Genomic DNA, 26338 nt, shown 5'->3' with positions numbered 1-26338 from the left:
TAGCTATTTGTATAACTTTTGAAAAGGAAATGCTTCTATTCTTCTTTTATTCTGCCAAATAGTTGACCTGAAGTGATAAAATGTATTATAATCGTAAAAGACATGCTGAAGAAGTGTTTCTTTTTGCATGCTGAAGTTAGTATGTAAGTGTGATGTTTCGGAGGGAGGGAAAGAGAATGTCAAAAACAGTCGTTCGTAAAAACGAGTCTTTGGAGGATGCACTTCGCCGTTTTAAAAGATCGGTTTCTAAAACTGGTACACTTGCTGAAGCAAGAAAGCGCGAGTTTTATGAAAAACCAAGTGTAAAACGTAAGAAGAAATCTGAAGCGGCAAGAAAGCGTAAATTCTAAGAGAGGGTGTAAGTTATGAGTCTTCTCGGTCGTTTAAACGATGATATGAAACAAGCGATGAAGAATAAACAAAAAGAAAAATTAACCGTTATTCGTATGGTTAAGGCTGCTTTACAAAATGAAGGTATTAAACTGCAACATACTCTTACTGAAGAAGAGGAAGTAACAGTTTTAGCTCGTGAAGTAAAACAGTATAAGGACTCCCTCCTTGAATTTAAAAAAGCTGGTCGTGAAGACCTTGTTAATAAACTGCAAAGTGAAATTCAGATTTTAAGCGCATATTTGCCAGAGCAATTAACTGAAGAAGAACTAGTTGATGTAATCAAGCAAGTTATTTCTGAAGTTGGTGCGACTTCTAAAGCAGATATGGGTAAGGTGATGACTGCTGTTATGCCGAAAGTAAAAGGTAAAACAGACGGATCACTTGTGAATAAGTTGGTTATCCAGCTATTAGCATAAAAAAACGTCTCATTTCGTATGAGACGTTTTTTTATTGTTCTTATTAAGGAAAAACGCTATATTGCTTAAAAAGCGTTTCTGTAAGTGATAGAAACGCCTCTGGTATGTAAAAAAAGGTAACGGCCTTAGTTATGATTAATCCCACCATAAAAAAAGCTTTTTCGTTTTCTTAATTTCTTCGACTAACTCCTCAATGCTTTCTGTTCCTTGTTCCACTATATCTGGACAAAATTCATACATTTCTTGCGCGAAAGATTGCATGTAGGAAACGCGCTAAAAATGGCATCAACCCAGTCATGATCTGCACCGATTATGATAAAAGGATAGCGATCATTCCATTTTCTTAGTTTAAAAATAACATCTATATTGCTAACTTCGTAATTAACGCCATTTGTTTGTTGGATTGTAAGGATATCAAATTGGTCATTTCCTTGTGTAATTGCAATTCTACACTCACTCTTACTTCCTTGACTAAAACTTCTTTCGCAAATAAAAGCTAAGTATCCAAGTTTCTGAACCTCAGATTGAAGTTTTATAACTTGCTGTTCAGCATAATCCTCAAAGGTAACGAAAGAGACTCCGGCTATTTTAGATTTTGAATCAGTTGCATAAAAGGGGTGGATGCTGCTGTTAGTAGCTTGTTTTATAACATTCAAAATTTCTTGACTAAATCCAATTTCCTTTCGTATTTCTTCGCTTATTAATTCATTTTTTTGTTTTTTAATGAATCCTAATATTTTTTTGAAATTCATATAACAACCACCTATAAAATATTCTTACTTACACCGCAAAATTCAGAGTGGAGAAATTTCCTTTTTCGGATTTTATCTCATTTGTCTAATGAATGACAACTACTTATTCTATGGTCAGTATGTCACGTCCAGAACGAATTGTAACAGGTTTTTTCAAGTTTCCAACTTCTTGCTAGGCTCAATTTCTTAATTTAACTTGTACTGATATCCCCTGAGGGCGCATATTCTTGTATTAATACTTCTATTATTATGGGTAACATTCTCTGATCCATCATTGTCCTGATAAATATGATTTCATATAGCGACTGTTTTAATTAACATGAGATGAACTCTTACAGAATATAGTTATGTTAGTGAAGTCGTTATAACACGATAGGCACTTGTGAAGAAATACATATATATGGGATGAGGAGGGGGTCTTTCGAGATGAAGAAATTAGAACAAATGAAAAATTGGTTAACAAAACAAGTAGACCTACCAGTGGATGTATTAATGGATCTGCCTCGGATTACTCTTGTTGGGCAAATACATATTTATATAGAAAATCATCGGGGGCTATTAGTGTTTTCAGATAAAGAAGTGCGATTGCTTTTAAAACATGGTCAATTACTAATTAAAGGACAATCCTTTGTTATTAAAACGATTCTTCCAGAAGAGCTTTTGCTCGAAGGGATAATTGAGCAAGTAACATTTTTAGAAAATGAAAAAAAAGGTGATTGAAGTGAAACTTCCATTTGTGAAGTTTTTCTTCTTTATCCTGTAAAAGTTTCGTTGATAGAGACTGATTACAGTTTTAATTTGTTTCATTTTAGTACGAGCTATTTTAATGCTTCAAATAAAAAGTAGTATATCTACTTTTAGAAAGGCAGTGAAGGTGGTAAATGAAAAATAAATGGTTTATAAAGTGGCTTGGATATGTAAAAGTGCGGATTGAAGGTAGAGGAGCGGAACGGTTTGTTAATGAATGTGTACGGAGGAATTTGTTAGTTTGGGATGTTAAGAAAATAGCTGATGAAACGTTAGTTTTTTGTATGTTGTTACGCGATGTGAAAAAAATAAAACCAATTTATAGAAAAAATGAATGTAAATTATATTTTATTGGACGTTATGGTTTTCCTTTTTGGAATAAGCGTTTAATTAAAAATAGTGGATTTTTAATTGGGTTTTTAATTTTCTTTTTTGGCGTGATTGCAATGTCAAATATGGTTTGGAAAATTGAAATTACAGGAGCAAAACCCGAAACAGAATATATATTGATGAAAGAATTGGATAAAATGGGTATTAAAAAAGGGAAACTACAATTTCAAATGCCGAATGTAGAAGATGTACAACGCCATTTGACAGATAATATTAATGCCATTACTTGGGCGGGACTAGAAGTAAGAGGAACGACGTATCATTTTAAAATTGTTGAAAAAAACGAACCGAAAAAAGAAAAGGAACAAAGGCCGCAAAATTTAGTAGCAAAAAAAGAAGCGATTATTACAAAAACGTTTGTAGAAGTTGGAAAGCCGGTTGTACTGAAGAATGATCATGTAGAAAAAGGGCAGATTCTCGTATCGGGAATATATGGTAATGAGGAAAGTCCGACGATTGTTTCAGCGAAAGGTATTGTGTATGGCGAAACGTGGTATACATCTAAGGTAGATGTTCCGCTAAAGACGCAATTCCAAGTGTATACTGGTAATGTATACAATGAACATTTTCTTAAATTCGGGGATACGAAAATAAAAATATGGGGATTTCAGCATGATAAGTATAAACGCTCTCGTACTGAAAGTGTAAAGCATGATGTGAAATTATTTGGTTTTACACTGCCGATTGCATATGAAAAAGATGTTGTGAGAGAAGAGGAAGAAGCGAATCGAGAATATACAGAAAAGCAAGCGCTGAAAGTAGCGAAGGAGATGGCCGAAAAAGAACTAAAGAAAAAATTGGATGAACATGCTATGATTGTAAGTGATAAGATTTTGAGTAAAGAGGTTGAGGCGGATCAACTAAAAGTCACATTGCATTATACTGTGGTTGAAAATATTGCAGAGCCACAACCAATATCCGAATCCGATATTCAAGGAGACTGAGTAATGGCAGAACAATTAGTAGAAATGAACCAACAATTGGAAAATACTAACGAAGCAATCGCTCTTTTTGGAGTCAATGATGCACATTTAAAAGTAATTGAACGAGAACTGAATGTATCGATCGTAACTAGAGGAGAAACTGTTCATGTATCTGGAGCAGTTGAAACGGTGACACTCGTAGAAAAAATCTTACAGCAATTACTTGTTGTAATTCGTAAAAGTATATCAATTTCAGAGAGAGATGTTGCGTATGCAATTCAGCTCGCGCAACAAGGGAAAATTGCTCAATTTGAAGAGTTATATGAAGAAGAAATTTTCAAGACTGCAAAAGGTAAATCCATTCGTGTAAAAACAATGGGGCAAAGAAGATATATTCATGCGATGAAGAAGAATGATATTGTCTTTGGGATAGGGCCTGCAGGAACTGGAAAAACATATTTAGCTGTAGTAATGGCTGTGAGAGCTTTAAAACAAGGATATGTAAAGAAAATTATTTTAACAAGACCTGCTGTAGAAGCTGGAGAAAATTTAGGTTTTTTACCAGGGGATTTGAAAGAGAAGGTAGATCCATACTTACGTCCATTATATGATGCCTTACATGATATTCTTGGACAAGAATATACGCAGCGTATGATGGAGCGAGGAGTAATTGAAATCGCGCCGCTTGCTTATATGAGGGGGCGTACGCTTGATGATTCATTTGTTATTTTAGATGAGGCTCAAAATACAACGGGTGCTCAAATAAAAATGTTTTTAACAAGATTAGGTTTTAGTTCTAAAATGGTTATTACAGGGGACCCTTCACAAGTAGACTTGCCAAAAGGGGTAAAATCAGGGCTATCTATAGCTGCTAATATTTTATCTGGTGTATCAGGTCTGTCATTTATTACATTAGAACAAACGGACGTTGTGAGACATCCATTGGTGCAACGTATTATTGAGGCATATGATAAAATGGAATGATCCTATTTGTCAGGATCATTTCTTTTTGTATGATAAGGTTGGCGAATGTCATATTTTTTACTATCATGAAAGATAAGGAAAATAAACTATAGGTACTGGTGTGTAAAATGTTGCCTCAAAGTATCGTTGGGTAGAAGAAATGAAAGCTATAAATAGTTTCACTTTATTTCTGGAGAGGAGAAGGTATTGAAATCATGTCAAGATCTCAAGAAATTTCTAAGTGGTTTCGTAATTTACAACATTCGAAAAAACTAAGTTGGATTTCTTACGTTGTGTTAGGAGCAGTGCTGTTTTTTGCGCTTATGAATAATGTAAAACCAGAACAATTAGATGTTAATATGTATTCTATTGCGAAAAAGACAATCCATTCTCCTATAAAAATTGAAGATAAAGTTACAACGGATAAAAAGAAAAAAGAAGCCGCTACAAAAGTTGAAGATCAATATACATATAAAAGTGAGTATAAACAAAACAAAGTTGATATTGTGAATGACGTCTTTGCTAAAGTGGATGAAGTGGTGCAAGAGATTAAAGCTGTTGGACCGGATGATCAAAAAAAGATGACTGATGCTGAGAAAGTGGATAAGTTAAAAAAGAAACTACCCGCTGACTTAACGAAAGAATTATCTGATTCAAACTTACTAAATTTGATTAATGCAGATTTGAGCCAATTAGTATTAGCGAAAGATGCTGCGGTCACAGCGATTAATAGTATCATGACTGAGCATATTAAAATGGACGAATTGAAAGATGCGAAAGAACGATATGTAAGTGAGATGAATAGTGTTAATGTTGATAATGGTTTAAAAGAGTCAATTAAGGCGCTAGGAAGATATGCAATTTCAGCGAACTATTTTTATGACCCGATATTAACGAAAGAGAAGAGAAAAGCAGAGGAAGATTTAGTTCCACCTGTTTATATTCTTCAAGGACAAGTTCTTGTTAGAGAAGGTGAAACGATTTCAAGTGATGTGTATAATCAGTTGAAGTTAGTTGGTTTGTTAGAAAAAGGGAACGGCTTTCAACCTTATGTTGGATTAGCGGTACTCATTGGTGTATTACTATACTTTATGCATAAACAATTTGAATTATTTTTAAAGAGAAAAAGAGAAGATAGACCGTATGTTTTAGCGTATATTACAATTTTGTCTATCACAATCGTACTAATGAAAATCATTAGTTTGTTTCAAAAACTTGAATACGCAGGGATTGCATATGTTGTCCCAGTTGCGATGGGAACAATACTTGTAAAACTAATGATTGGTGATCGATTTGTCTTTTTAACGAGTATGATTTTTTCTGTATGCGGAAGTATTATGTTTAATGAAGGAGTAACGAGTACATTAAATTATAGTGTAGGGATTTACGTATTGTTAAGTTCATTATCGGTTAGTATTTTCTTGCGAGAAAAAAATCGTCGTACAATGATTTTGCAAGCTGGTATACTCGTTTCTGTATTAAATGTAGTCGTATTAGCGGCGCTCTTATTATTACGTAATGGGAATTTTTCGCCTCTTGAAATTGGTACGCAATTATTAATGGCTTCACTTTCAGGGATTATATCATCCGTTTTGGCTATGGGGATTTTACCATATTTAGAAAGTGGACTTGGAATCGTATCAAGTATGAAGCTTATGGAACTATCAAGTCCAAATCATCCGCTTTTACGCAGAATTTTGTTAGAAGCGCCAGGGACATATCATCATAGTGTAATGGTAGCGAATCTTTCTGAGGCTGCTTGTGAAGCAGTTGGGGCAAATGGTGTATTAGCGCGTGTAGGGGCATATTATCATGATGTAGGAAAAACAGTACAACCGCAATTCTTTATTGAAAACCAAATGGGAATTAAAAACCCGCATGATAAATTAGATCCTGTAACGAGTAAAGATATTATAATTGCTCACGTAACGGATGGAGTAAGAATGCTCGAAGAATATCATATTCCACAAGAAATTATTGATATCGCTGGGCAACATCACGGTACAACGTTACTGAAATATTTTTATTATAAAGCTATTAAAGAAGATAAAGATAAATATACAGAAGAGATGTTCCGTTATCCAGGTTCAAAAGCAACTTCGAAAGAATCGGCAATTGTTGGTATTGCTGATAGTGTAGAAGCTGCGGTACGTTCTATGAATCACCCAACGCCAGAACAAATTAATAATTTGGTGCAAAATATTATTAAAGATCGACTGCAAGACGGTCAATTTAGTGAATGTGATTTGACGTTTAAGGAACTACAAATCGTTGGAAAAACGTTGTGTGAAACGTTAAATGGTATTTTCCATTCGCGTATTACATATCCGGAACCTCCGGAAGAAAAGGAGAAAGAATGAGTTTGTTAATTGATTTTATTGATGAAACAGAAGAAGTAAAAGAAGAGTATATGAGTTTAATTCGTGAAGTGTTAGAAAAAGCAGCTCAAATGGAAAATATCGAGGATGGTGCGGAGGTATCGGTGACATTTGTAGATAATGAGCGCATTAGAGAAATTAATCGTGATTACCGAGATAAAGATCAACCTACAGATGTAATATCCTTTGCCATGGAAGAGATGGGAGAAGGAGAAATAGAGATTGTTGGTGTAGAGATGCCGCGCATGTTAGGGGATCTTATTATCTCTATTCCAAGGGCGAAAGAGCAAGCTGAAGAGTACGGACATTCTTTCGATCGTGAACTTGGATTTTTGGCGTTACATGGCTTTTTACATTTACTTGGTTATGATCACATGACAGAAGAAGATGAAAAAGAAATGTTCGGAAGACAAAAAGAAATTTTAGAAGCTTTTGGATTAGGACGATGAAAAAAGGAAAACTTATAGATAGTTTTGGATATGCTATAGCTGGTATATTCTTTTGTTTTCGTCATGAACGAAATATGAAAATCCATTATTTAGCCGCAGTCATTGTTATATGCTGCGGCTTTTATTTCCATATTACGAAAATAGAGTGGATGATATTACTTATTGTAATAGGGAGTGTAATGAGTTTAGAGATGGTAAATACGGCTGTGGAAAAAACGGTAGATTTAGCGACTGCCGATATTCATCCGTTTGCAAAAATTGCAAAGGATGTTGCGGCAGGAGCGGTTTTATTGTTTGCAATTATAGCTGTTATAATTGGTGCTATTATCTTTTTACCGTATATGGTATAGTTGCATTCCGAAGCTTTTATTAAGCTTTGGAAGTGCTGTAAGGGCCTTTAATGAGAGAGTGTATCTCTTCATAGCTGTGAACAGGAAGGATGCGGGAATATGAATAGTAAACAATTAATTCTAGAAGCAATCGAAGCGCGTAAACAAGCGTACGTACCATATTCTAAATTTCAAGTAGGTGCAGCATTATTAACGCGCGGTGGAAAAGTATATCGTGGATGTAATGTTGAGAATGCATCATATGGCTTATGTAATTGTGCTGAAAGAACAGCTTTATTTAAGGCGATTTCTGAAGGAGATAAAGAATTTGTAGCCATTGCGGTTATAGCAGATACAAAGCGCCCAGTACCTCCTTGTGGAGCATGTCGACAAGTTATGGTAGAATTATGTAAACAGGATACGAAAGTATACTTATCAAACTTACATGGTGACGTTCAAGAGACGACAGTCGGAGAATTGTTACCAGGAGCATTTTTAGCGGAGGATTTACATGAATAGAAAAGGTTATAAATCAGGTTTTGTCTCTATTATTGGCAGACCGAATGTTGGAAAATCTACATTTTTAAACCGTATTATCGGCCAGAAAATTGCTATTATGAGTGATAAGCCACAAACGACTCGTAATAAAATTCAAGGTGTATATACAGAAAATGATGCACAAGTTATTTTCATTGATACACCAGGAATACATAAACCTAAACATAAATTAGGCGACTTTATGGTAAAGATGGCGCAAACGACATTAAAAGAAGTTGATATTGTTCTGTTTATGGTTAATGCAGTTGAAGGATTTGGTCGTGGTGAGGAATTCATCATTGAGAAATTAAAAGAAACGAAACAACCAGTATTTTTAGTCATTAATAAAATTGACCAACTTCATCCAGAGCAATTACTAGAGTTAATTGATCAATATCGTAAACTACATGAGTTTGCAGAGATTGTACCAATTTCTGCGTTAGACGGTAATAATGTGGACGCTTTAATTGGAACAATTAAAAAGTATTTACCAGAAGGACCACAATACTATCCAGAGAATCAAGTAACGGATCATCCGGAGAGATTTATTATTGCAGAGCTTATTCGTGAGAAAGTACTACATTTAACACGTGAAGAAGTGCCGCATTCTGTGGCTGTTGTTATCGATGCGATTCAAAAGCGTGAGGGCGGGGCAGTTTATATAAATGCAACGATTGTTGTTGAACGTGCATCACAAAAAGGAATCATCATCGGAAAACAAGGGAAAATGTTAAAAGAAGTTGGTAAGCGAGCTCGTTTTGATATTGAAGCGCTACTTGGTTCTAAAGTATTTTTAGAAGTATGGGTAAAAGTGCAAAAAGATTGGCGTAATAAAATGTCTCAGCTTCGTGACCTAGGTTTCCGCGAGGATGAGTACTAAAATAGAGTAAAGTTGTAATCAGTGGATGGTTGGTTCATCCACTGATTATTGGTTTTTATGAACTTTGATAAATTAGGAAAAATTTTTCTCACATGAAAATGGACAAAATGGGTCAATTTAATAACAACAAAGGAAATTGGTTTATAGGCTACGCTTATTGAGAAAGGTGGATTCTTATGCTAGATTTTACCTGGAAGTTTTTCTCCAAAACAGGAAGCATTGAAACGTACTTGCTTTTGAAAGAAATGGAAAAAGACGTAAACGATGAGATGGATCAACATGAAGAGGAGCTAGCGCATCTAGACTCTCCAATTTCTTGACCCGTTTTGTTCAAACCTTGGATGGTGACGAACATGTTTCAAAAAGTTGAGGGCATCGTTATCCGTACGACAGATTACGGAGAAACGAACAAGATTGTTACAATATTCTCAAGAGAACTTGGTAAGGTAAGTGCAATGGCAAGAGGGGCAAAAAAACCGAAAAGCCGATTAGCATCTGTGTCGCAATTAATGACACATGGCCATTTTCTTATTCAAATGGGATCTGGGCTTGGAACATTGCAACAAGGCGAGATTATTTCAACTATGAAAGAAATTCGCGAGGATATATTTTTAACTGCTTATGCATCATTTATTGTTGAGTTAACTGATAAAGCAACAGAAGATAAAAAACATAATCCGTATTTATTTGAAATGTTATATCAAACGTTGCATTATATGTGTGAGGGTGTTGATCCAGAAGTGTTATCATTAATTTATCAAACGAAAATGCTTCCGGTATTAGGGATGCGCCCGTACTTTGATACATGTGCGATTTGTCATCAAGAAACAGACTTTGTCGCCTTCTCCGTAAGGGAAGGCGGTTTTCTGTGCTCACGCCATGCAGAGCAAGACCCATATCGTATACCGGTAGGAGAAGCTGTTCATAAATTATTACGTCTTTTCTTCCATTTCGATTTACATAGGCTCGGAAATGTATCGGTAAAGGATAGCACAAAAAAACAAATGCGTTTAGTATTGAATACATATTATGATGAATATTGCGGAATTTATTTGAAATCAAGACGTTTTTTAGAACAACTTGATAAGTTTCAAATATAATTTTGGGCCGTATACGGTCCTTTTTACATACTTTCTTTTTCGAATAGCATATTTAGTATATAATATTTAAGAGATAGTATAACTTTTTTCGTTGTGCATTAAAGGTGGTGATTATCATAGAGCTGAATAAACGGCAAGAACATATCATTCAGATTGTAAAAGATCACGGTCCTATTACAGGGGAGTCAATTGCAGCGCAATTGGGTCTAACACGTGCGACGCTAAGACCAGACTTAGCAATTTTAACGATGGCTGGTTATTTAGAAGCACGTCCACGCGTAGGTTATTTTTATACGGGTAAAACTGGGGGGCAGCTATTATCTGAAGCTGTTAAGAAAATTAAAGTACAAGATTATCAATCTAGACCGGTTGTAATTGATAAAAATGTTTCCGTATACGATGCAATTTGTACGATGTTTTTAGAGGACGTTGGTACATTGTTCGTTGTAGATCAGATGACTCTATTAGTTGGTGTTGTGTCTCGTAAAGATTTATTAAGAGCGAGCTTAGGAAAGCAGGATTTAACCTCTCTTCCGGTTAATATTATCATGACAAGGATGCCAAACATTGCGATGTGTCGTAGAGAGGATTCTTTATATGATATTGCGATGGAATTAATAGAAAGACAGATTGATGCAATGCCAGTTGTAAAAGATACGAAACAAGGTTTAGAAGTGATTGGGCGAATTACAAAGACAAATATTACACGTGCGTTTGTAAATTTAGTAAATAACGAATAAGTGTAATTTGTTTAAAGTGAGGTAATGTAATGGATAATAAAATCGTATATGTCGTATCTGACTCTGTAGGGGAAACGGCTGATTTGGTTGTTCGAGCAGCAATGGGGCAATTCCCGTTTGCTCCTGATATTAGACGTGTACCGTATGTAGAAGATACAGGGACATTAAAAGAAGTGATTTCGATTGCTAAGAGTAATCAAGCACTTATATGTTTTACGTTAGTTAAGCCTGATATGCGCCAGTATTTAGTAACAGAGGCTGCAAAAGAAGGGGTAGAGGCATACGATATTATCGGCCCTCTTATTGATCAAATTGAAGAAATTACGGGGCAAGTGCCGAGATATGAGCCAGGTGTTGTCCGTAGGTTAGATGAAGAATACTTTAAAAAGATTGAAGCGATTGAGTTTGCTGTGAAGTATGATGACGGCAGAGATGCACGAGGTATTTTAAAAGCAGATATCGTGTTGATTGGTGTTTCGCGTACATCAAAAACACCACTTTCCCAATATTTAGCTCATAACAAACGCTTGAAAGTTGCGAATGTACCACTCGTGCCAGAAGTTGACCCACCTGAAGAACTATATCAAGTGGCAAAAGAAAAATGTTTCGGTTTGAAAATTACGCCAGATAAGTTAAATCATATTCGAAAAGAACGATTAAAATCACTTGGATTAAGTGATGGAGCAACATATGCAAATATTAATCGTATTCAAGAAGAAATTGATCACTTTGAGGAAGTAATTAGTAAAATAAATTGCCAAGTAATCGATGTATCGAATAAAGCGATTGAAGAAACAGCAAATATTATTGTGAATGCAGTGCAAAACCAAAAAATGTTTTAGCACATTTACCAAAGGTGAATGTGCTTTTTTCGCTCGTGTGAAATATGATACCTATGGATTTTGTAATAGATTGTAGTGTAATGGTTATACTTATACTCCTTTGTCTTTTAGTATATTCAAGGTGTGAGTTTGTCATCCTGAAATGTAAGCTGAAAAAATAAAGGGATATGTAGCGTAGTTGAAGAAAATATATTATAATAAAAAATTGTGATAAAAACCTATATTTTACGTTTAGACTTTAATTTTTCAGAATAAACTAGGGATAGGATTTACGAAAAAGACATGTAATTACGTTAAATCGACAAAATCTATACAAGAAAACGCACATTATGGAAGGATTCACAGAAGGGATGTAGAATACAGAAATATGCAAAACATCAACAACATATTAGTTGGTGTAGATGTATATCCCGTGAAGGCTGAAATTGTGCAAGTTGGAGCGGAATTTCATGTCGGAATTTTGTTTGTCGCATCATATGCTCATCCTTTAAGGAAATAGCAAGGCAATTGGATCATTGTAGATACTGAACAAAATGGAGTTGATTGTTATATGGATCAACATGAAAAAGTTACAGATCTCAAGATCAAACAGTATATGTGGCTTGCTACTCTTCTTGTAAAAAGGTGTATATGTATTGTTTCTAAGAGATACATTTGTAACAGATGAGCAAATGTATACAATTTTATATAGCAAGTATGTATATGCGATTTATGCAGATAAAGGACCTATAGGAAAGGTTCAAAATCGTTTATACAATGTAATCGGCAACACTTTCTAACAAGTTTAGAAAAATATTGTCGAATTATAAAGGAATTTTTTAATTTATATCGAATACAAAATACGACACGGAGATGGAGTTATGGGGAACAGAATTCCCGAAGAAGTTGTTGAACAAATTCGGACATCATCCGATATTGTAGAAGTGATTGGTGAATACGTTCAACTTAGAAAACAGGGGCGTAACTATTTCGGCCTTTGTCCATTTCATGGTGAGAATTCTCCTTCATTCTCTGTTTCATCTGATAAGCAAATTTTTCATTGCTTCGGATGTGGAGAAGGTGGAAATGTATTTTCCTTTCTAATGAAAATGGAAGGACTGGCTTTTACCGAGGCTGTTCAAAAGCTAGGCGAAAGAAATGGAATTGCGGTTGCAGAGTATACATCAGGGCAAGGACAACAAGAAGACATATCTGATGACACTGTCATCATGCAACAAGCTCATGAATTATTGAAAAAGTATTATCATCATTTATTAGTAAATACGGAAGAGGGAAATGAAGCACTTTCATATTTATTAAACCGTGGTATTACGAAAGAGATGATTGAGAAGTTTGAAATTGGTTATGCATCACCTGCTTGGGATGCAGCGACGAAAATTTTACAAAAAAGAGGTTTATCGCTGTCTAGTATGGAACAAGCTGGCCTTCTAATAAGAAGTGAGAAGGATGGTAGTCATTACGATCGCTTCCGTGGAAGAGTTATGTTCCCGATCTATACGTTACAAGGTAAGGTGATAGCGTTTAGTGGAAGGGCCTTAGGAGATGACACTCCGAAATATTTAAATAGCCCTGAAACGCCGATTTTTCACAAAAGTAAATTGTTGTATAACTTCCACCAAGCAAGACCGTTTATTAGAAAGCGTGGGCAAGTGGTTCTTTTTGAAGGATATGCCGATGTACTAGCTGCGGTAAAAAGTGGTGTGGAAGAAGCTGTTGCGACAATGGGAACAGCTTTAACTGAAGAACAAGCAAAACTTTTGCGACGTAACGTTGAAACTGTTGTTCTTTGCTATGATGGTGATAAAGCAGGGCGAGAAGCGACGATGAAAGCAGGGCAATTATTGTTAAAAGTTGGTTGCCAAGTGAAAGTCACATCCTTGCCAGATAAGCTTGATCCTGATGAATATGTGCAACAATATGGGACTACTGCTTTTGAAAATCTTGTGAAATCAAGTGTGAGTTTTGTTGGTTTTAAAATAAATTATTTGCGTTTAGGGAAAAATTTGCAAGATGAGTCTGGCAAAGAAGAATATGTGAAAAGTGTTTTAAAAGAGTTATCGTTGTTACAAGATGCGATGCAGGCAGAGTCATATTTGAAGTCATTATCGCAAGAATTTTCGTATTCAATGGAAACACTTTTGAATCAATTGCACCAATATCGCAAAGAACAAAAGGTACAGCAAAAACAAATAAAGCAGGTTGCTAAACCGTCTCAAGTCGTTCAAACAAAACCGAAGTTAACAGGTTTTGAAAGAGCGGAAAGAGAAATTATTTACCATATGTTGCAAAGTGCAGAAGTAGCTGTTCGTATGGAATCCCATATAGAAGATTTTCATACAGAAGAACATAAAGGGATTTTATATGAACTATACGCATATTATGAAAAGGGAAATGAACCTTCAGTCGGAACATTTTTAAGTTGGCTCTCTGATGAAAAGTTGAAAAATATTATCACTGATATTTCGACGGATGAATTTATTAATCCAGAATACACAGAAGAAGTGTTGCAAGGCCATTTGGAGACGCTTAGACGGCATCAGGAAAAACTTGAAAAGATGGAGATCATTTTTAAAGTGAAACAAATGGAAAAAACAGATCCTGTAGAGGCTGCTAAATATTATGTAGCATATTTACAAAATCAAAAAGCGAGAAAATAGCTTTTTTGATAAAGTTTTAGTATAATGAATGTTTGTATCTCGCGTAAGGAGGGGAACAGATGGCTGACAAACCAGCTCGTTCTAAACAAATTGAAACTGAAATGACCCTTGAGCAAGTGAAAGAACAACTCACTGAGCTCGGAAAAAAACGTGGCGTTCTTACATATGAAGAGATTGCAGAACGCATGAATGGATTTGAAATTGAATCCGATCAAATGGATGAATACTATGAATATTTAGGTGAACAAGGCATTGACTTAGTTGGTGATAATGACAACGAAGAAGGCCCTAATAATCGCCAAATTACAAAAACAGAAGAAGAGTTTGACCTCAATGATTTAAGTGTACCACCTGGGGTTAAAATCAACGATCCTGTTCGTATGTATTTAAAAGAAATTGGTCGTGTAGACTTACTATCTGCAGAAGAAGAAATTCGACTTGCAACGCGTATTGAAGAAGGCGATGAAGAAGCGAAACGTCGTCTTGCAGAAGCAAACTTACGTCTTGTAGTAAGTATTGCAAAGCGCTACGTAGGCCGTGGTATGCTTTTCTTAGACTTAATTCAAGAAGGTAATATGGGTCTAATTAAAGCTGTTGAAAAGTTCGATTATCGTAAAGGTTTCAAATTTAGTACGTATGCAACTTGGTGGATTCGCCAAGCTATTACACGTGCGATTGCGGACCAAGCGCGAACAATTCGTATTCCAGTTCATATGGTTGAAACGATTAATAAGTTAATTCGTGTACAACGTCAATTATTACAAGATTTAGGTCGCGAACCGTCTCCTGAAGAGATTGGTGAAGAAATGGATCTTGCTCCAGAAAAAGTACGTGAAATCTTAAAAATTGCACAGGAGCCAGTTTCTCTTGAAACACCAATTGGTGAAGAAGATGACTCCCATTTAGGTGACTTTATTGAAGACCAAGAAGCAACATCGCCTGCGGACCATGCAGCCTATGAATTGCTAAAAGAACAATTAGAAGATGTGTTAGATACACTAACAGATCGTGAAGAAAATGTTCTGCGTCTTCGTTTCGGTTTAGATGATGGACGAACTCGTACGCTTGAAGAAGTTGGGAAAGTATTCGGCGTAACGAGAGAGCGTATCCGTCAAATTGAAGCAAAAGCACTTCGCAAATTAAGACATCCAAGTCGTAGTAAGCGTCTTAAGGATTTCTTAGAATAGGTTATTTTTTAAGTTTACTTCACCTTTGTGAAGTAAACTTTTTTATTTTGTTAATTTTTGTTAAAATTTAGCTATCGGCAACGATTACAATTTCTTGTAATTTATTTTACAGAATTGTCTTTTGATTTGCAAATGCTCATTTTTCGATTTTTCGATTAATTTTGTTTATTCTATACAAAAATATATGTAGAAAAGCGAAAAATATGATGAGAAACGTTAATAATTATCGAAATAATAAGCTATATGACAATAAAAAACAATAAACTGAATTTATGGAATATTTTTAACAAGTAGTAGTTTTCTCTTTTCTGATAGAGCGTTTTCAAGTACAATGGAAATGACTGAATCATCTAACTATTTAGGGGTATAGAGGGGGGAGAAGAGATATGAAACGTAATCCGCTGATTCCGTTCGCTCTTATTGCAGCATTGGGTATTATCGTTATGTTTGTATTTTCATTTCAGGGGCTAAATAAATCTAAAGAGTTAGCTGATGCAAAAAATGGCGGGAAGCCAGCACAAACAGCATCAAAACCAGAGGATATTGTGAAGCAAAGCTGTACGAGCTGCCACGGTGATCAGTTACAAGGGGCAGTAGGACCTAACTTACAAAAAATTGGTGGGAAACTTTCAAAGGATGAAATTAAAGAAATTCTTTCGAAAGGAAAGGGCAATATGCCTGCTAATATAGTTCCAGCTGATCAAGCCACTAAAGTAGCTGATTGGTTATCGAAGAAAAAATAAAGTTCCGTATGACAAGTCTTTTGCTTATGCAAAGGGCTTGTTTTTCTATATTTTCTAAAATACGATGAATGATAGAGAAGTGAATTGTTGTTATAGGCTTGCAACAACTACTATAAATTCATTATCATGGAGACAGACTGACAAGAGAAGGAGTAATGGAAATACATGAATGAAGTAAAGCTTTCAAAACGATTAGAAGAAGTTGTGCGTGAAATACCGGTAGGATCTACAGTTGCTGATATTGGATCGGATCATGCGTATTTACCGTGTTATACAATTATAAATAATATTGCTACAAAAGCAGTTGCTGGAGAGGTTGTAGATGGACCGTTTCGCTCTGCACAAGCAACTGTAGCTGAAAGTGGCTTGCAAGATAAAGTAGATGTGCGTAAAGGGAATGGATTAGCTGTTATAGCGCCAGGAGAAGTAGATGTAATTACGGTTGCTGGAATGGGCGGAGCGTTAATTCGTGACATTTTAGAAAGTGGTAAAGAAAAATTAGAAGGTGTAACACGTTTAATTTTACAGCCGAATATTGCAGCACATCATATTCGTGAATGGTTTGTTGAAAATGGTTGGGAGCTTATTCATGAAAAAATCGTAAAAGAAGATGGGAAAATTTATGAGATTTTAGTAGGAGAGCGAGGAAATGTCGAAGCACCTTACTCGGAAAATAAACAAGCGGGATTGTTTATGGGGCCATTTTTAATAAAAGAAAAAAGTGAAGCTTTCGTTGAAAAATGGGAAGGGGAATTGAAAAACTTCCAAAATATTTTAAAACAGTTAGAACGTGCGGCTAATTCTGAAGAAACAAAAGCGAAACGTGCAGAAGTAGAAGCGAAAATGAAAATGATAGGGGAGATTTTATCATGAGTAAAATTCCAAACGGCCATGAAATTATTTCTTTATTTGAAAGTATGTATCCCAAGCATCTGGCGATGGAAGGAGATAAAATTGGTCTGCAGATTGGAGCGCTTAATAAATCTGTACAACACGTATTAATTGCATTAGATGTAACGGAGGAAGTTGTGGAGGAAGCGATTCAATTAGGGGCGAATGTCATTATCGCGCATCATCCTTTAATTTTTAATCCGTTAAAAGCGATTCATACAGATAAAGCGTACGGAAGAATTATTGAAACGTGTATTAAAAATGATATTGCCATTTATGCAGCGCATACAAATGTGGATGTTGCCAAGGGCGGGGTAAATGATTTACTTGCTGAGGCGTTAGGGTTGCAAAATACAGAAGTTTTGGCACCGACATATGCAGAAGAAATGAAAAAAGTTGTTGTGTTTGTGCCAGTAACTCATGCAGAGGAAGTACGAAAAGCATTAGGAGACGCAGGTGCTGGTCATATCGGCAATTATAGCCACTGTACGTTTAGTAGCGAGGGTACAGGTACATTTGTACCTCAAGAGGGGACAAATCCTTATGTAGGGGAAACTGGACAGTTAGAGCGCGTAGAAGAAGTGCGGATCGAAACGATTATTCCAGTTTCACTACAACGAAAAGTGATTAAAGCAATGGTAACGGCACATCCATATGAAGAAGTAGCGTATGATGTGTATCCACTTGATAACAAAGGCGAAACATTAGGGCTTGGGAAAATAGGATACTTAAAAGAAGAAATGACACTTGGACAGTTTGCAGAACATGTAAAGCAATCATTAGATGTAAAGGGTGCACGAGTTGTTGGGAAATTAGATGATAAAGTGCGCAAAGTAGCTGTACTTGGTGGTGATGGTAACAAATACATCAATCAAGCTAAATTTAAAGGAGCAGATGTATATGTAACAGGTGACATGTATTATCATGTTGCTCATGATGCGATGATGCTCGGTTTAAATATAGTTGACCCAGGACATAACGTTGAAAAAGTAATGAAGCAAGGTGTGCAAAAGCAATTACAAGAAAAAGTGGATGCAAAGAAACTCAATGTACACATTCATGCTTCGCAATTACATACAGATCCATTTACATTTGTATAAGAAAAATAAAAACCGTTGCTCATATAGGCAACGGTTTTTATTATTGTTCTTTTTTCACTTTTACACGAGGTAATATTTTTTGTAAAGGTACTTTTCGAACTCTCTCCCATGTAGCGGGATTCATTGGGTCATATTGATCTAAGAAAGCGATAACTTCTTTTGTAATTGGAGTTGGAGTAGAAGCACCTGCTGTAACAGCTACGTTTTCTACACCTTGTAGCCACTCTAATTTAATCTCACTTACGTCTGCAACGCGGTATGCTTTCGTACCAGCAATTTCTTGTGACACTTGTGCTAAACGGTTTGAGTTGTTACTTTTCGGATCACCGACAACAATTGTTAAGTCTGCAACATCAGCTTGTTTAGCGACAGCTTCTTGGCGAACTTGAGTTGCTAAACAAATTTCTTTATGGAATTCTGCTGTTGGGAATTTTTTTTGAATGTCCTCCATTAAATGTTGAACATCCCATTGACTCATCGTTGTTTGATTCGTTACTAAAATTTTATCTGTTGGGATTTCTAATGTTTTTAAATCATCGGCTTTTTCGATAAGGTGAACGATGTCAGGTGCAATACCAACTGCGCCTTCTGGCTCTGGATGATTTTTTTTACCGATATAAATGACATGATACCCTTCCGCTTTCTTAGCTTCGATAAGGTCATGTGTCTTGGTAACATCTGGACAAGTGGCATCGATTGTTGTTAAACCTTTTTCTTTTGCGCGTTGTTTAACTTCTGGAGAAACACCGTGTGCAGTGAAAATAACAGTACCAGAATCAATTTTATCTAAAATTTCTAAGCGACTTGGACCGTCTAATGTGATGATTCCATCTTCTTCAAAAGCGTCTGTAACATGTTTATTGTGAACAATCATACCTAAAATATAAATGGGTCTCGGCAATGATTTATCTAATGCGGCGTTACGTGCAATTACCATTGCATCGACAACACCGTAGCAATAACCACGAGGGGAAATTTTAACAATTTTCATATGAGTAATCCTCTCCTTCTAAACAAGGGATACTTTTGTGCATAGTCTTTTACATTATAAAGGAGGAGTGGATAGAAAACAAAGGATTGTTACACATATAGTTTTGGTTTTGTTGCTGTTTTTTGAACAGGCTCCTCTCGTAATTCTTTTTCTATGACTGGCTCAATCACTATTTTTTTTCTTTTTCTTTTTTTTTGTGGAGGAGGCGGAGTTGCTACCTCAACCTTTTCTGTTATGTCTTCAGCCTGATTTTTAGTTGAATCTTCTTCCGTACTTTTTCCAGAGGTGAGGATTTTAACAATGCTTGGTAGGTTACGCATAATAGGGCCGTACTGTTCGACGACAGGGCTTACAGATTGAACGACTTGGGATACTTTTTCTATATTGTTTATCATATTAGTTGGATTCGAAATTAAATTCGCAAAAAAACTGCCGATGCCGCTACTGGATGCTGCTGTAGTTGTTGCACCGCCGCGCGTTTCGTTTGATTCGTACATTTGAGGGGGAATCATTTGCTCTGGATGCTGCTGCATGTATGGTTGATATTGCTGTGAGTACTGCTGTGGGTATTGCTGTTGATATTGGGGTTGATATTGTTGCCGATATTGAGGTGGCGGTTGCTGGTGCATCATTGGTGGTGGTCCTTCCATTTGTCGATAAGGCGGAACCATTTGCATGTAAGGTTCGGTTGGATCGTGTTTTTTAAAGAGTTTAGCAAGGAACCCTTTCTTTTTTTGTGCCATTGGTGGTAGTTGTGGAATTGGATATGGTGTATAAGGTTGCTGCCCTTGATTTGGATACATTTGTCTTGTAGGGGATTTTGGAAACATGTGAGAAATCCTCCTTTCTTCAGTTAGGTATATACACATACAATATGCAATAAGGGGGAAGAAGGTTAGTTTTTGAAGGGAAAACCTAAACTAAAGATGGATTTTACTTGTAGATTTCGATATAATGTAGACTTGACTGATTTGTGCGCGCAGTAGAAATTTAGAAAGAAGGTGTAACTTATGACACAACAAACTTTTACACAGTATGATTTTAAACCATTTTTAATAGATGCAGTTCGTGAACTACGCTTTACAGAGCCAACAGGAATTCAGCAGAAAATTTTCCCGGTCGTGAAAAAAGGTGTAAGTGTAATTGGACAATCCCAAACAGGTTCTGGGAAAACACATGCATACTTACTTCCTACATTGAACAGAATTAATGCAAGCCGTGAAGAAGTACAACTTGTTATTACAGCACCTACTCGTGAGTTAGCACAACAAATTTACGAAGAGATTGTGAAATTAACAAAATTCTGTGCGGAAGATCAAATGATTACAGCGCGTTGTTTAATTGGTGGAACTGATAAACAACGTTCAATTGAAAAGTTGAAAAAACAACCTCATATCGTAGTCGGGACACCAGGACGTATTAAAGACTTAGTAGAAGAACAAGCATTATTTGTTCATAAAGCAAATACGATTATTGTCGATGAAGCTGACTTAATGCTTGATATGGGATTCATTCACGATGTAGATAAAATTGCAGCACGCATGCCTAAAAACTTGCAAATGCTAGTTTTCTCTGCAACAATTCCTCAAAAACTAAAACCGTTTCTGAAGAAATATATGGAGAATCCAGAGCATATTCATATCAATCCAAAACAAGTTGCAGCTGGAAACATTGAACACTATTTAGTGCCTTCTAAACATCGTAATAAAATTGATTTAGTGAATAAAATGCTACTTCAATTTAAACCGTATTTAGCAGTTGTTTTCACGAATACGAAAAAAATGGCAGATCAAGTTGCTGATGGATTAATGGAACGCGGCTTAAAAGTTGGACGAATTCACGGGGATTTATCACCACGTGATCGTAAAAAAATGATGAAACAAATTCGTGACCTTGAATTCCAATATATTGTTGCGACTGATTTAGCAGCACGTGGTATTGATATTGAAGGAATTAGCCATGTTATTAACTATGAGCTACCATCAGATTTAGATTTCTTCGTTCACCGCGTTGGAAGAACAGCACGTGCGGGGCATTCTGGTATTGCAGTGACGATTTATGATCCAGCAAACGAAGAAGCATTAGATAGCTTAGAAAAACAACGTCATATCGAGTTTAAACATGTAGATTTACGCGGAGATGAGTGGGCGGATTTAGGTGAGCGTCGTCGTCGTAAGAGCCGTAAAAAACCAAATGACGAACTTGATGTTATGGCAACGAAAGTTATTAAAAAACCGAAAAAAGTAAAACCAAACTATAAACGTAAACTTGCAACAGAACGTGACAAAGTGAAGAGAAAATATAGCAATAAAAAAAGATAAGGGGTTTCCCTTATCTTTTTTTAATCCCGCTAATTTAAATGAAGAGTATAGTCTGTTTAAATACTCATATAAATTTGTGTAGTGCGTCTTTTGTGAACAAACAATTCACTACATATTTCTACAAATTATGCTATCATTATATCTATTGTATATTGAAGAGGTGATTGTATGTTAAAGATTGGATCTCATGTTTCCATGAGTGGTAAGAACATGTTATTAGCAGCAAGTGAAGAGGCTGTTTCATACGGTGCAACAACGTTTATGATTTATACAGGTGCACCGCAAAATACACGAAGAAAACCAATTGAAGAATTGAACATAGAAGCAGGAAGAAAACATATGGAGCTGAATGGTATTGAGGAAATTATCGTCCATGCGCCGTATATTATTAATGTTGGGAATACGACGAAGCCAGAAACATTCCAATTAGGTGTAGAATTCCTTCGTATGGAAATTGAAAGAACATCGGCATTAGGTGTAGCGAAACAAATTGTTCTTCACCCAGGGGCGCACGTTGGGGCTGGAGCAGATGCTGGTATTCAACAAATTATTAAAGGGCTTAATGAAGTACTAACGCCAGAACAGACGGTTAACATTGCGTTAGAGACGATGGCAGGAAAAGGAACAGAATGCGGTCGTAGCTTTGAAGAAATTGCAAAAATTATTGATGGTGTAAAATATAATGAAAAGCTATCTGTATGCTTTGATACGTGTCATACGCACGATGCAGGATATGATATTGTAAATGACTTTGACGGTGTATTAAACGAATTTGATAAGATCGTTGGTATAGATCGTTTACAAGTACTTCATATTAATGATAGTAAAAATGTACGCGGAGCAGGAAAAGACCGTCATGAAAATATCGGATTTGGTCACATTGGGTATAAAGCGTTGCATCACATTGTACATCATCCACAGTTAATGCATGTACCAAAAATTCTTGAAACACCGTATGTAGGGGAAGATAAAAAAGATAAGAAGCCACCATACAAATTGGAAATCGAAATGCTGAAAAACGGTACTTTTGATGAAGGGCTTCTTGAAAAAATTAAAGCGCAATAAGGAGGGGATTTCCCCTCCTTATTTTAGTAATTGCTGAAATAATGTATTTACTTGTTGGGCAGTGGCAGGGGAAGTTACTTTTGCGATCTGTTTTAAGAGCTCTAGTCGCTCGTTGTTATCGTAAATATTAATATTTTTACCTTTCATAAGTAAAACGATTTGGTCAGCTTGTGCAGTCGTAATAGAAACTTCATATTCTTTGCTATATTTTAATAACTCTTTTGTAGAAATATGATTTAATTTTTTATTAACAATTTGTTTAATGAGGTTCATCTTGTTATCCTCCTTCACGCGTTCTTCTATCGAAATATATGAGCATATAGCTTGTACATATTCGTATAGAGTTTCTTTTTTCATGAGGAAAAGAAGCGTATGTTATAATATAAGGACAAAACTACAGAAAAAGAGTAAAGGGAGGACCTATGGAGCAAAAGCAACATCGAAAAGAAAGTGTTATTCATCTCATTTATCGTTTAGTTATGATTATTTTTGGGGCAGCATGCGCAGCGGTAGCGATTGAACTATTTTTAATGCCAAATAAAATTATTGATGGTGGAATTATTGGTATTTCTCTTATATTAGATTATCTTACTCCTAATATTTGGTGGTTAAGTTTTTCTACTTTAGTCGTTGTTCTCAATATCCCATTTATGTATTCGGGTTATAAGCAAATTGGAAAAACATTTATGTTATCTTCGGCATTTGGTATTGTAGCGTTAGCATTCATTGAGTCAACGTTACATGCGGTGCCACCGTTTACAACAGAGCCTATTTTAGCGACTGTGTTTGGTGGTCTTATTTTAGGTCTTGGTGTAGGACTTGTAATTCGTCATGGTGGATCGTTAGATGGAACTGAAATTATGGGGATTTTATTAACGAAAAAATTACCGTTCTCTGTTGGTGAATTCGTAATGTTTGTGAACTTATTTATTTTTGCATGGGCAGCATTTGTGTTTGGTGTGGAACAAGCGATGTATTCTGTTATGACGTACTATATTGCATTTAAAACGATCGATACAGTAATTCAAGGGCTAGATGAAACGAAAGCAGTTTTAATTGTATCTGATCAATATGAGGAAGTATCAAATGCGATTTTACATCGACTCGGCCGTGGAACTACAAAGCTTGTAGCAAAAGGTGGTTACACAGATAAAGAAAAAGAAGTTATTTATGCAGTTGTAACGCGTCTAGAAGTGACGAAGTTAAAGTCAATTGTGCATGAAATTGATGAAAATGCGTTTGTTACGATTATGAGCACGCAAGAGACAAATGGTGGTAAGTTTAAATCGGCTATTCACTAAACGTATATAGGAATATTTTTCGAAAGCAGAGAATTTTTCTCTGCTTTTTGTTATAATAGTAAGGTTTCTTGAAAAAATAGATATATTTTAGGCAGATTGGTTTACAACTATAATAAGCTGTACTATAATTCAAATAGATATAAATCGGAATCATTCTGAATTAAATAGGTGAGATGCTATGAATAATATATTAGAGATTGAAGGTTTAACATTCCGATACGAAGATCGGAATGTGTTAGAAAATATTAATTTGCAAGTTCCGAAGGGAGCTTTTTTAGGTTTAGTGGGACCGAATGGTTCAGGTAAATCAACTTTACTTAAGTGTTTATTAGGCGTTTTAAAGCCAAAAGAAGGAAGCATTCGTGTGTTTGGCGTTGATAGTAAGAAGTTTAAGGAATGGAATAAAGTTGGTTATGTATCCCAAAAAGCAAATAGTTTCAATTCTGGTTTTCCAGCAACTGTTTCTGAAGTTGTGTCAATGGGACTTGTTTCGAAAAAAGGGCTTTTTCGCTTTTTCACAAAAGAGGATAAGAAAAAGGTAGAAAAAGCAATTGCTGATGTAGGGATGAGTGAGTTTCAAGGTCGTAATATTGGAGAGCTTTCTGGTGGACAGCAACAGCGTGTATTTATTGCTCGTGCGCTCGTTAGTGATCCTGAATTGCTTATTTTAGACGAGCCTACTGTTGGAATCGATGTAAAAAATGTGGAAAGTTTTTACGAAATATTAGAGGATTTAAACAAAAGGCTCGGGATCACATTAATTCTTGTTACTCATGATATGGGAGCTGTTACCGAAAAAGTAACACATGTTGCATGCCTAAACCAACATCTACATTTCCATGGGAATGTAGAGAAGTTCCGAGAGTTAGAAGATGCAGAAATGTCCGTCTTATATGGACATCATGTTCATCGTTTAGAACACGAACATGAGCATCACGGGAGGATATAATGATACAAGATTTTTTACAATATGACTTTTTACGTAATTCTTTATACGCAGGTATTTTAATTGGACTTGTTGCACCGCTAATAGGTGTGTTTGTTGTTATTCGTCGTTTATCTCTTATTGCGGATGCATTAAGTCACGTGACGTTATCAGGTATTGCAGCAAGTTTATTACTTGAAAAAACCATTTTTACAGGTGGATTTTTAAACCCCTTATATATGGGGATGTTTTTTTCAATTGGTGGAGCGCTATTAATCGAAAAGTTAAGAACTGTATATAAGCACTATCAAGAATTAGCAATTCCGATTATCCTTTCGGCAGGGATGGGAGTTGGAGTTATTTTCATTTCACTTGCAAATGGATTTAACACAGACTTATTTAGTTATTTATTTGGTAGTGTCAGTGCTGTAACAAGTACGGATTTAATTATTATTGGGATTGTAGCAATTGTTGTTGTTGCGACAATTATTTTATTATATAAAGAGCTGTTTCTACTATCATTTGATGAGGAATACGCAGTATCAACTGGTTTAAGAGCGAAATGGATTCACTTTATTTTCATTATATTAGTTGCTCTTGTCATTGCAGTATCAATGCGTGTAGTAGGGGTTCTTCTCGTATCATCATTAATGACGTTACCAGTTGCAGCAAGTATTCGTATTGCTAAAGGATTTAAACAAACAATTTTCTTTTCCATTTTATTTGGTGAAATTGCAGTAATTGGTGGAATGTTTGCTTCGTATCAACTTGATCTAGCACCAGGTGGTACAATTGTTATGATAGCAGTTCTTATTTTAATCGGTGCGATTTTATGGAAGAAGAAAAAAACTGCATAAAGTAGGGATAGGTATGAATCTAACAGAAGCTTTACGCCTAATGAAGGAAAAAGGATACAAACATACTGGAAAAAGAGAAGAGATGCTCAGATTATTTGCAGCACATAATCGTTATTTAACTGCGAAAGACGTTTTAGAGCATATGAAAGACGATTATCCAGGGCTTAGTTTTGATACGATTTATCGTAACTTAACAGTTTTTGCTGAGATTGGTGTTTTAGAACAAACGGAATTAAATGGTGAAAAACATTTTCGTTTCACTTGTTCTATTATGGAACATCATCATCATTTTATTTGTTTGGATTGTGGGGGGACGAAAGAGATTACTTCCTGCCCAATGGATTTTATGAATAAAGATTTTACTGGTTATGAAGTAACGGGTCATAAGTTTGAAATATATGGTCGTTGTCCAAAATGTGCAAAGTAAAAGCTCGTCGGTTATATAACTGACGAGCTTTTTT

Annotated in this window: 29 protein-coding genes and 1 pseudogene; 26 read left to right on the top strand and 4 right to left on the bottom strand. The window is 35.7% G+C overall.

What is annotated here, in order from left to right:
• Positions 1–176 precede the first annotated feature (176 nt).
• Both rpsU and AC3EMB_RS21140 read left to right on the top strand, forming a co-directional pair.
• Positions 177–350 (top strand): 30S ribosomal protein S21, encoded by a 174-nt coding sequence (gene rpsU / locus AC3EMB_RS21145; protein WP_000048061.1) that lies wholly within the window; start codon positions 177–179, stop codon positions 348–350.
• A gap of 15 nt (positions 351–365) precedes the next feature.
• Positions 366–809 carry a GatB/YqeY domain-containing protein gene (locus AC3EMB_RS21140; protein ID WP_000054582.1) on the top strand — a complete coding sequence of 148 codons (444 nt, stop codon included), beginning with the start codon at positions 366–368 and terminating at the stop codon, positions 807–809.
• 135 nt (positions 810–944) lie between these two features.
• Here AC3EMB_RS21140 and AC3EMB_RS21135 read toward each other — a convergent pair.
• Positions 945–1561 (bottom strand): annotated as a pseudogene (locus AC3EMB_RS21135) (DUF4253 domain-containing protein).
• A 426-nt stretch (positions 1562–1987) separates the two neighbouring features.
• Between AC3EMB_RS21135 and yqfC the strand changes: the two are divergent.
• The 18 genes from yqfC to AC3EMB_RS21045 all read left to right on the top strand — a co-directional run bounded on the left by yqfC (position 1988) and on the right by AC3EMB_RS21045 (position 18417).
• Positions 1988–2281, top strand: coding sequence for a sporulation protein YqfC (gene yqfC / locus AC3EMB_RS21130; protein WP_000732269.1), 294 nt, complete (start codon positions 1988–1990; stop codon positions 2279–2281).
• A 161-nt stretch (positions 2282–2442) separates the two neighbouring features.
• Positions 2443–3642 (top strand): sporulation protein YqfD, encoded by a 1200-nt coding sequence (gene yqfD, locus AC3EMB_RS21125; protein ID WP_000792498.1) that lies wholly within the window; start codon positions 2443–2445, stop codon positions 3640–3642.
• Between the two features lie 3 nt (positions 3643–3645).
• On the top strand, positions 3646–4605 hold the full coding sequence (locus AC3EMB_RS21120) for a PhoH family protein (RefSeq protein ID WP_000840520.1): 960 nt from the start codon (positions 3646–3648) through the stop codon (positions 4603–4605).
• 194 nt (positions 4606–4799) lie between these two features.
• Positions 4800–6944, top strand: coding sequence for an HD family phosphohydrolase (locus AC3EMB_RS21115; RefSeq protein WP_488517259.1), 2145 nt, complete (start codon positions 4800–4802; stop codon positions 6942–6944).
• Positions 6941–7411, top strand: coding sequence for an rRNA maturation RNase YbeY (ybeY, locus tag AC3EMB_RS21110; protein WP_488517258.1), 471 nt, complete (start codon positions 6941–6943; stop codon positions 7409–7411). The genes AC3EMB_RS21115 and ybeY overlap by 4 nt, the downstream gene beginning before the upstream one ends.
• Entirely contained in the window at positions 7408–7761 is a 354-nt protein-coding gene (locus AC3EMB_RS21105; protein ID WP_000715464.1) for a diacylglycerol kinase family protein, read from the top strand. The genes ybeY and AC3EMB_RS21105 overlap by 4 nt, the downstream gene beginning before the upstream one ends.
• 99 nt (positions 7762–7860) lie before the next feature.
• Positions 7861–8259 carry a cytidine deaminase gene (locus tag AC3EMB_RS21100; protein ID WP_488517257.1) on the top strand — a complete coding sequence of 133 codons (399 nt, stop codon included), beginning with the start codon at positions 7861–7863 and terminating at the stop codon, positions 8257–8259.
• Complete coding sequence (era, locus tag AC3EMB_RS21095) at positions 8252–9157, top strand: GTPase Era (protein WP_001080230.1); 906 nt, start codon at positions 8252–8254, stop codon at positions 9155–9157. The genes AC3EMB_RS21100 and era overlap by 8 nt, the downstream gene beginning before the upstream one ends.
• A gap of 176 nt (positions 9158–9333) precedes the next feature.
• Positions 9334–9477, top strand: coding sequence for a YqzL family protein (locus AC3EMB_RS21090; RefSeq protein ID WP_000883924.1), 144 nt, complete (start codon positions 9334–9336; stop codon positions 9475–9477).
• A gap of 33 nt (positions 9478–9510) precedes the next feature.
• Positions 9511–10257 carry a DNA repair protein RecO gene (gene recO / locus AC3EMB_RS21085; RefSeq protein ID WP_000487009.1) on the top strand — a complete coding sequence of 249 codons (747 nt, stop codon included), beginning with the start codon at positions 9511–9513 and terminating at the stop codon, positions 10255–10257.
• A 107-nt stretch (positions 10258–10364) separates the two neighbouring features.
• Entirely contained in the window at positions 10365–10997 is a 633-nt protein-coding gene (gene ccpN, locus AC3EMB_RS21080; RefSeq protein ID WP_000583756.1) for a transcriptional regulator CcpN, read from the top strand.
• Positions 10998–11026: 29 nt separating this feature from the next.
• The gene (locus tag AC3EMB_RS21075; protein WP_000368944.1) at positions 11027–11839 is read left to right on the top strand and encodes a pyruvate, water dikinase regulatory protein; all 813 of its coding nucleotides are present in this window, start codon (positions 11027–11029) and stop codon (positions 11837–11839) included.
• A gap of 635 nt (positions 11840–12474) precedes the next feature.
• A complete protein-coding gene (locus AC3EMB_RS21070; protein ID WP_000479733.1) occupies positions 12475–12618 on the top strand; it encodes a hypothetical protein in 144 nt (47 codons plus the stop codon).
• Positions 12619–12699: 81 nt separating this feature from the next.
• On the top strand, positions 12700–14496 hold the full coding sequence (dnaG, locus tag AC3EMB_RS21065) for a DNA primase (RefSeq protein WP_000528221.1): 1797 nt from the start codon (positions 12700–12702) through the stop codon (positions 14494–14496).
• Positions 14497–14555: 59 nt separating this feature from the next.
• Positions 14556–15683, top strand: coding sequence for an RNA polymerase sigma factor RpoD (gene rpoD, locus AC3EMB_RS21060; RefSeq protein ID WP_000764066.1), 1128 nt, complete (start codon positions 14556–14558; stop codon positions 15681–15683).
• A gap of 386 nt (positions 15684–16069) precedes the next feature.
• Positions 16070–16426: a cytochrome c550 gene (cccA, locus tag AC3EMB_RS21055; RefSeq protein ID WP_000828142.1), complete on the top strand. Its 357-nt coding sequence runs from the start codon at positions 16070–16072 to the stop codon at positions 16424–16426.
• 165 nt (positions 16427–16591) lie between these two features.
• The gene (locus AC3EMB_RS21050) at positions 16592–17299 is read left to right on the top strand and encodes a tRNA (adenine(22)-N(1))-methyltransferase (protein ID WP_001006547.1); all 708 of its coding nucleotides are present in this window, start codon (positions 16592–16594) and stop codon (positions 17297–17299) included.
• Positions 17296–18417, top strand: a complete 1122-nt coding sequence (locus tag AC3EMB_RS21045; protein ID WP_000036248.1) for a Nif3-like dinuclear metal center hexameric protein — start codon at positions 17296–17298, stop codon at positions 18415–18417. Before AC3EMB_RS21050 ends, AC3EMB_RS21045 begins: the two co-directional genes overlap by 4 nt.
• A gap of 40 nt (positions 18418–18457) precedes the next feature.
• Here AC3EMB_RS21045 and AC3EMB_RS21040 read toward each other — a convergent pair whose 3' ends face one another.
• Positions 18458–19408, bottom strand: a complete 951-nt coding sequence (locus AC3EMB_RS21040; protein ID WP_000706657.1) for a 4-hydroxy-3-methylbut-2-enyl diphosphate reductase — start codon at positions 19406–19408, stop codon at positions 18458–18460.
• An 89-nt stretch (positions 19409–19497) separates the two neighbouring features.
• Entirely contained in the window at positions 19498–20238 is a 741-nt protein-coding gene (gene vrrA, locus AC3EMB_RS21035; RefSeq protein ID WP_000484180.1) for a VrrA/YqfQ family protein, read from the bottom strand.
• Positions 20239–20418: 180 nt separating this feature from the next.
• Here vrrA and AC3EMB_RS21030 point away from each other — a divergent pair, with 180 nt between their 5' ends.
• Together AC3EMB_RS21030 and AC3EMB_RS21025 are read left to right on the top strand one after the other, a co-directional pair.
• Positions 20419–21729, top strand: a complete 1311-nt coding sequence (locus AC3EMB_RS21030) for a DEAD/DEAH box helicase (protein ID WP_000194023.1) — start codon at positions 20419–20421, stop codon at positions 21727–21729.
• A gap of 168 nt (positions 21730–21897) precedes the next feature.
• A complete protein-coding gene (locus AC3EMB_RS21025) occupies positions 21898–22794 on the top strand; it encodes a deoxyribonuclease IV (protein ID WP_488517256.1) in 897 nt (298 codons plus the stop codon).
• Positions 22795–22812: 18 nt separating this feature from the next.
• On the opposite strand, the gene AC3EMB_RS21020 is transcribed toward AC3EMB_RS21025, so the two are convergent.
• Positions 22813–23067, bottom strand: a complete 255-nt coding sequence (locus AC3EMB_RS21020; protein WP_001048958.1) for a DUF2624 domain-containing protein — start codon at positions 23065–23067, stop codon at positions 22813–22815.
• 149 nt (positions 23068–23216) lie between these two features.
• Here AC3EMB_RS21020 and AC3EMB_RS21015 point away from each other — a divergent pair, with 149 nt between their 5' ends.
• From AC3EMB_RS21015 to AC3EMB_RS21000, 4 genes are all read left to right on the top strand, one after another.
• Positions 23217–24095 carry a YitT family protein gene (locus AC3EMB_RS21015; RefSeq protein WP_000435960.1) on the top strand — a complete coding sequence of 293 codons (879 nt, stop codon included), beginning with the start codon at positions 23217–23219 and terminating at the stop codon, positions 24093–24095.
• Between the two features lie 178 nt (positions 24096–24273).
• Entirely contained in the window at positions 24274–25044 is a 771-nt protein-coding gene (locus tag AC3EMB_RS21010) for a metal ABC transporter ATP-binding protein (protein WP_001059662.1), read from the top strand.
• Positions 25044–25877 carry a metal ABC transporter permease gene (locus AC3EMB_RS21005; protein WP_023523063.1) on the top strand — a complete coding sequence of 278 codons (834 nt, stop codon included), beginning with the start codon at positions 25044–25046 and terminating at the stop codon, positions 25875–25877. The genes AC3EMB_RS21010 and AC3EMB_RS21005 overlap by 1 nt, the downstream gene beginning before the upstream one ends.
• 13 nt (positions 25878–25890) lie before the next feature.
• A complete protein-coding gene (locus AC3EMB_RS21000) occupies positions 25891–26304 on the top strand; it encodes a Fur family transcriptional regulator (RefSeq protein ID WP_001054516.1) in 414 nt (137 codons plus the stop codon).
• Positions 26305–26338: the final 34 nt, after the last annotated feature.

The sequence above is a fragment of the Bacillus sp. LQ16 genome, from assembly GCF_057784645.1.
This window is presented reverse-complemented; position numbering and strand designations above follow the sequence as displayed.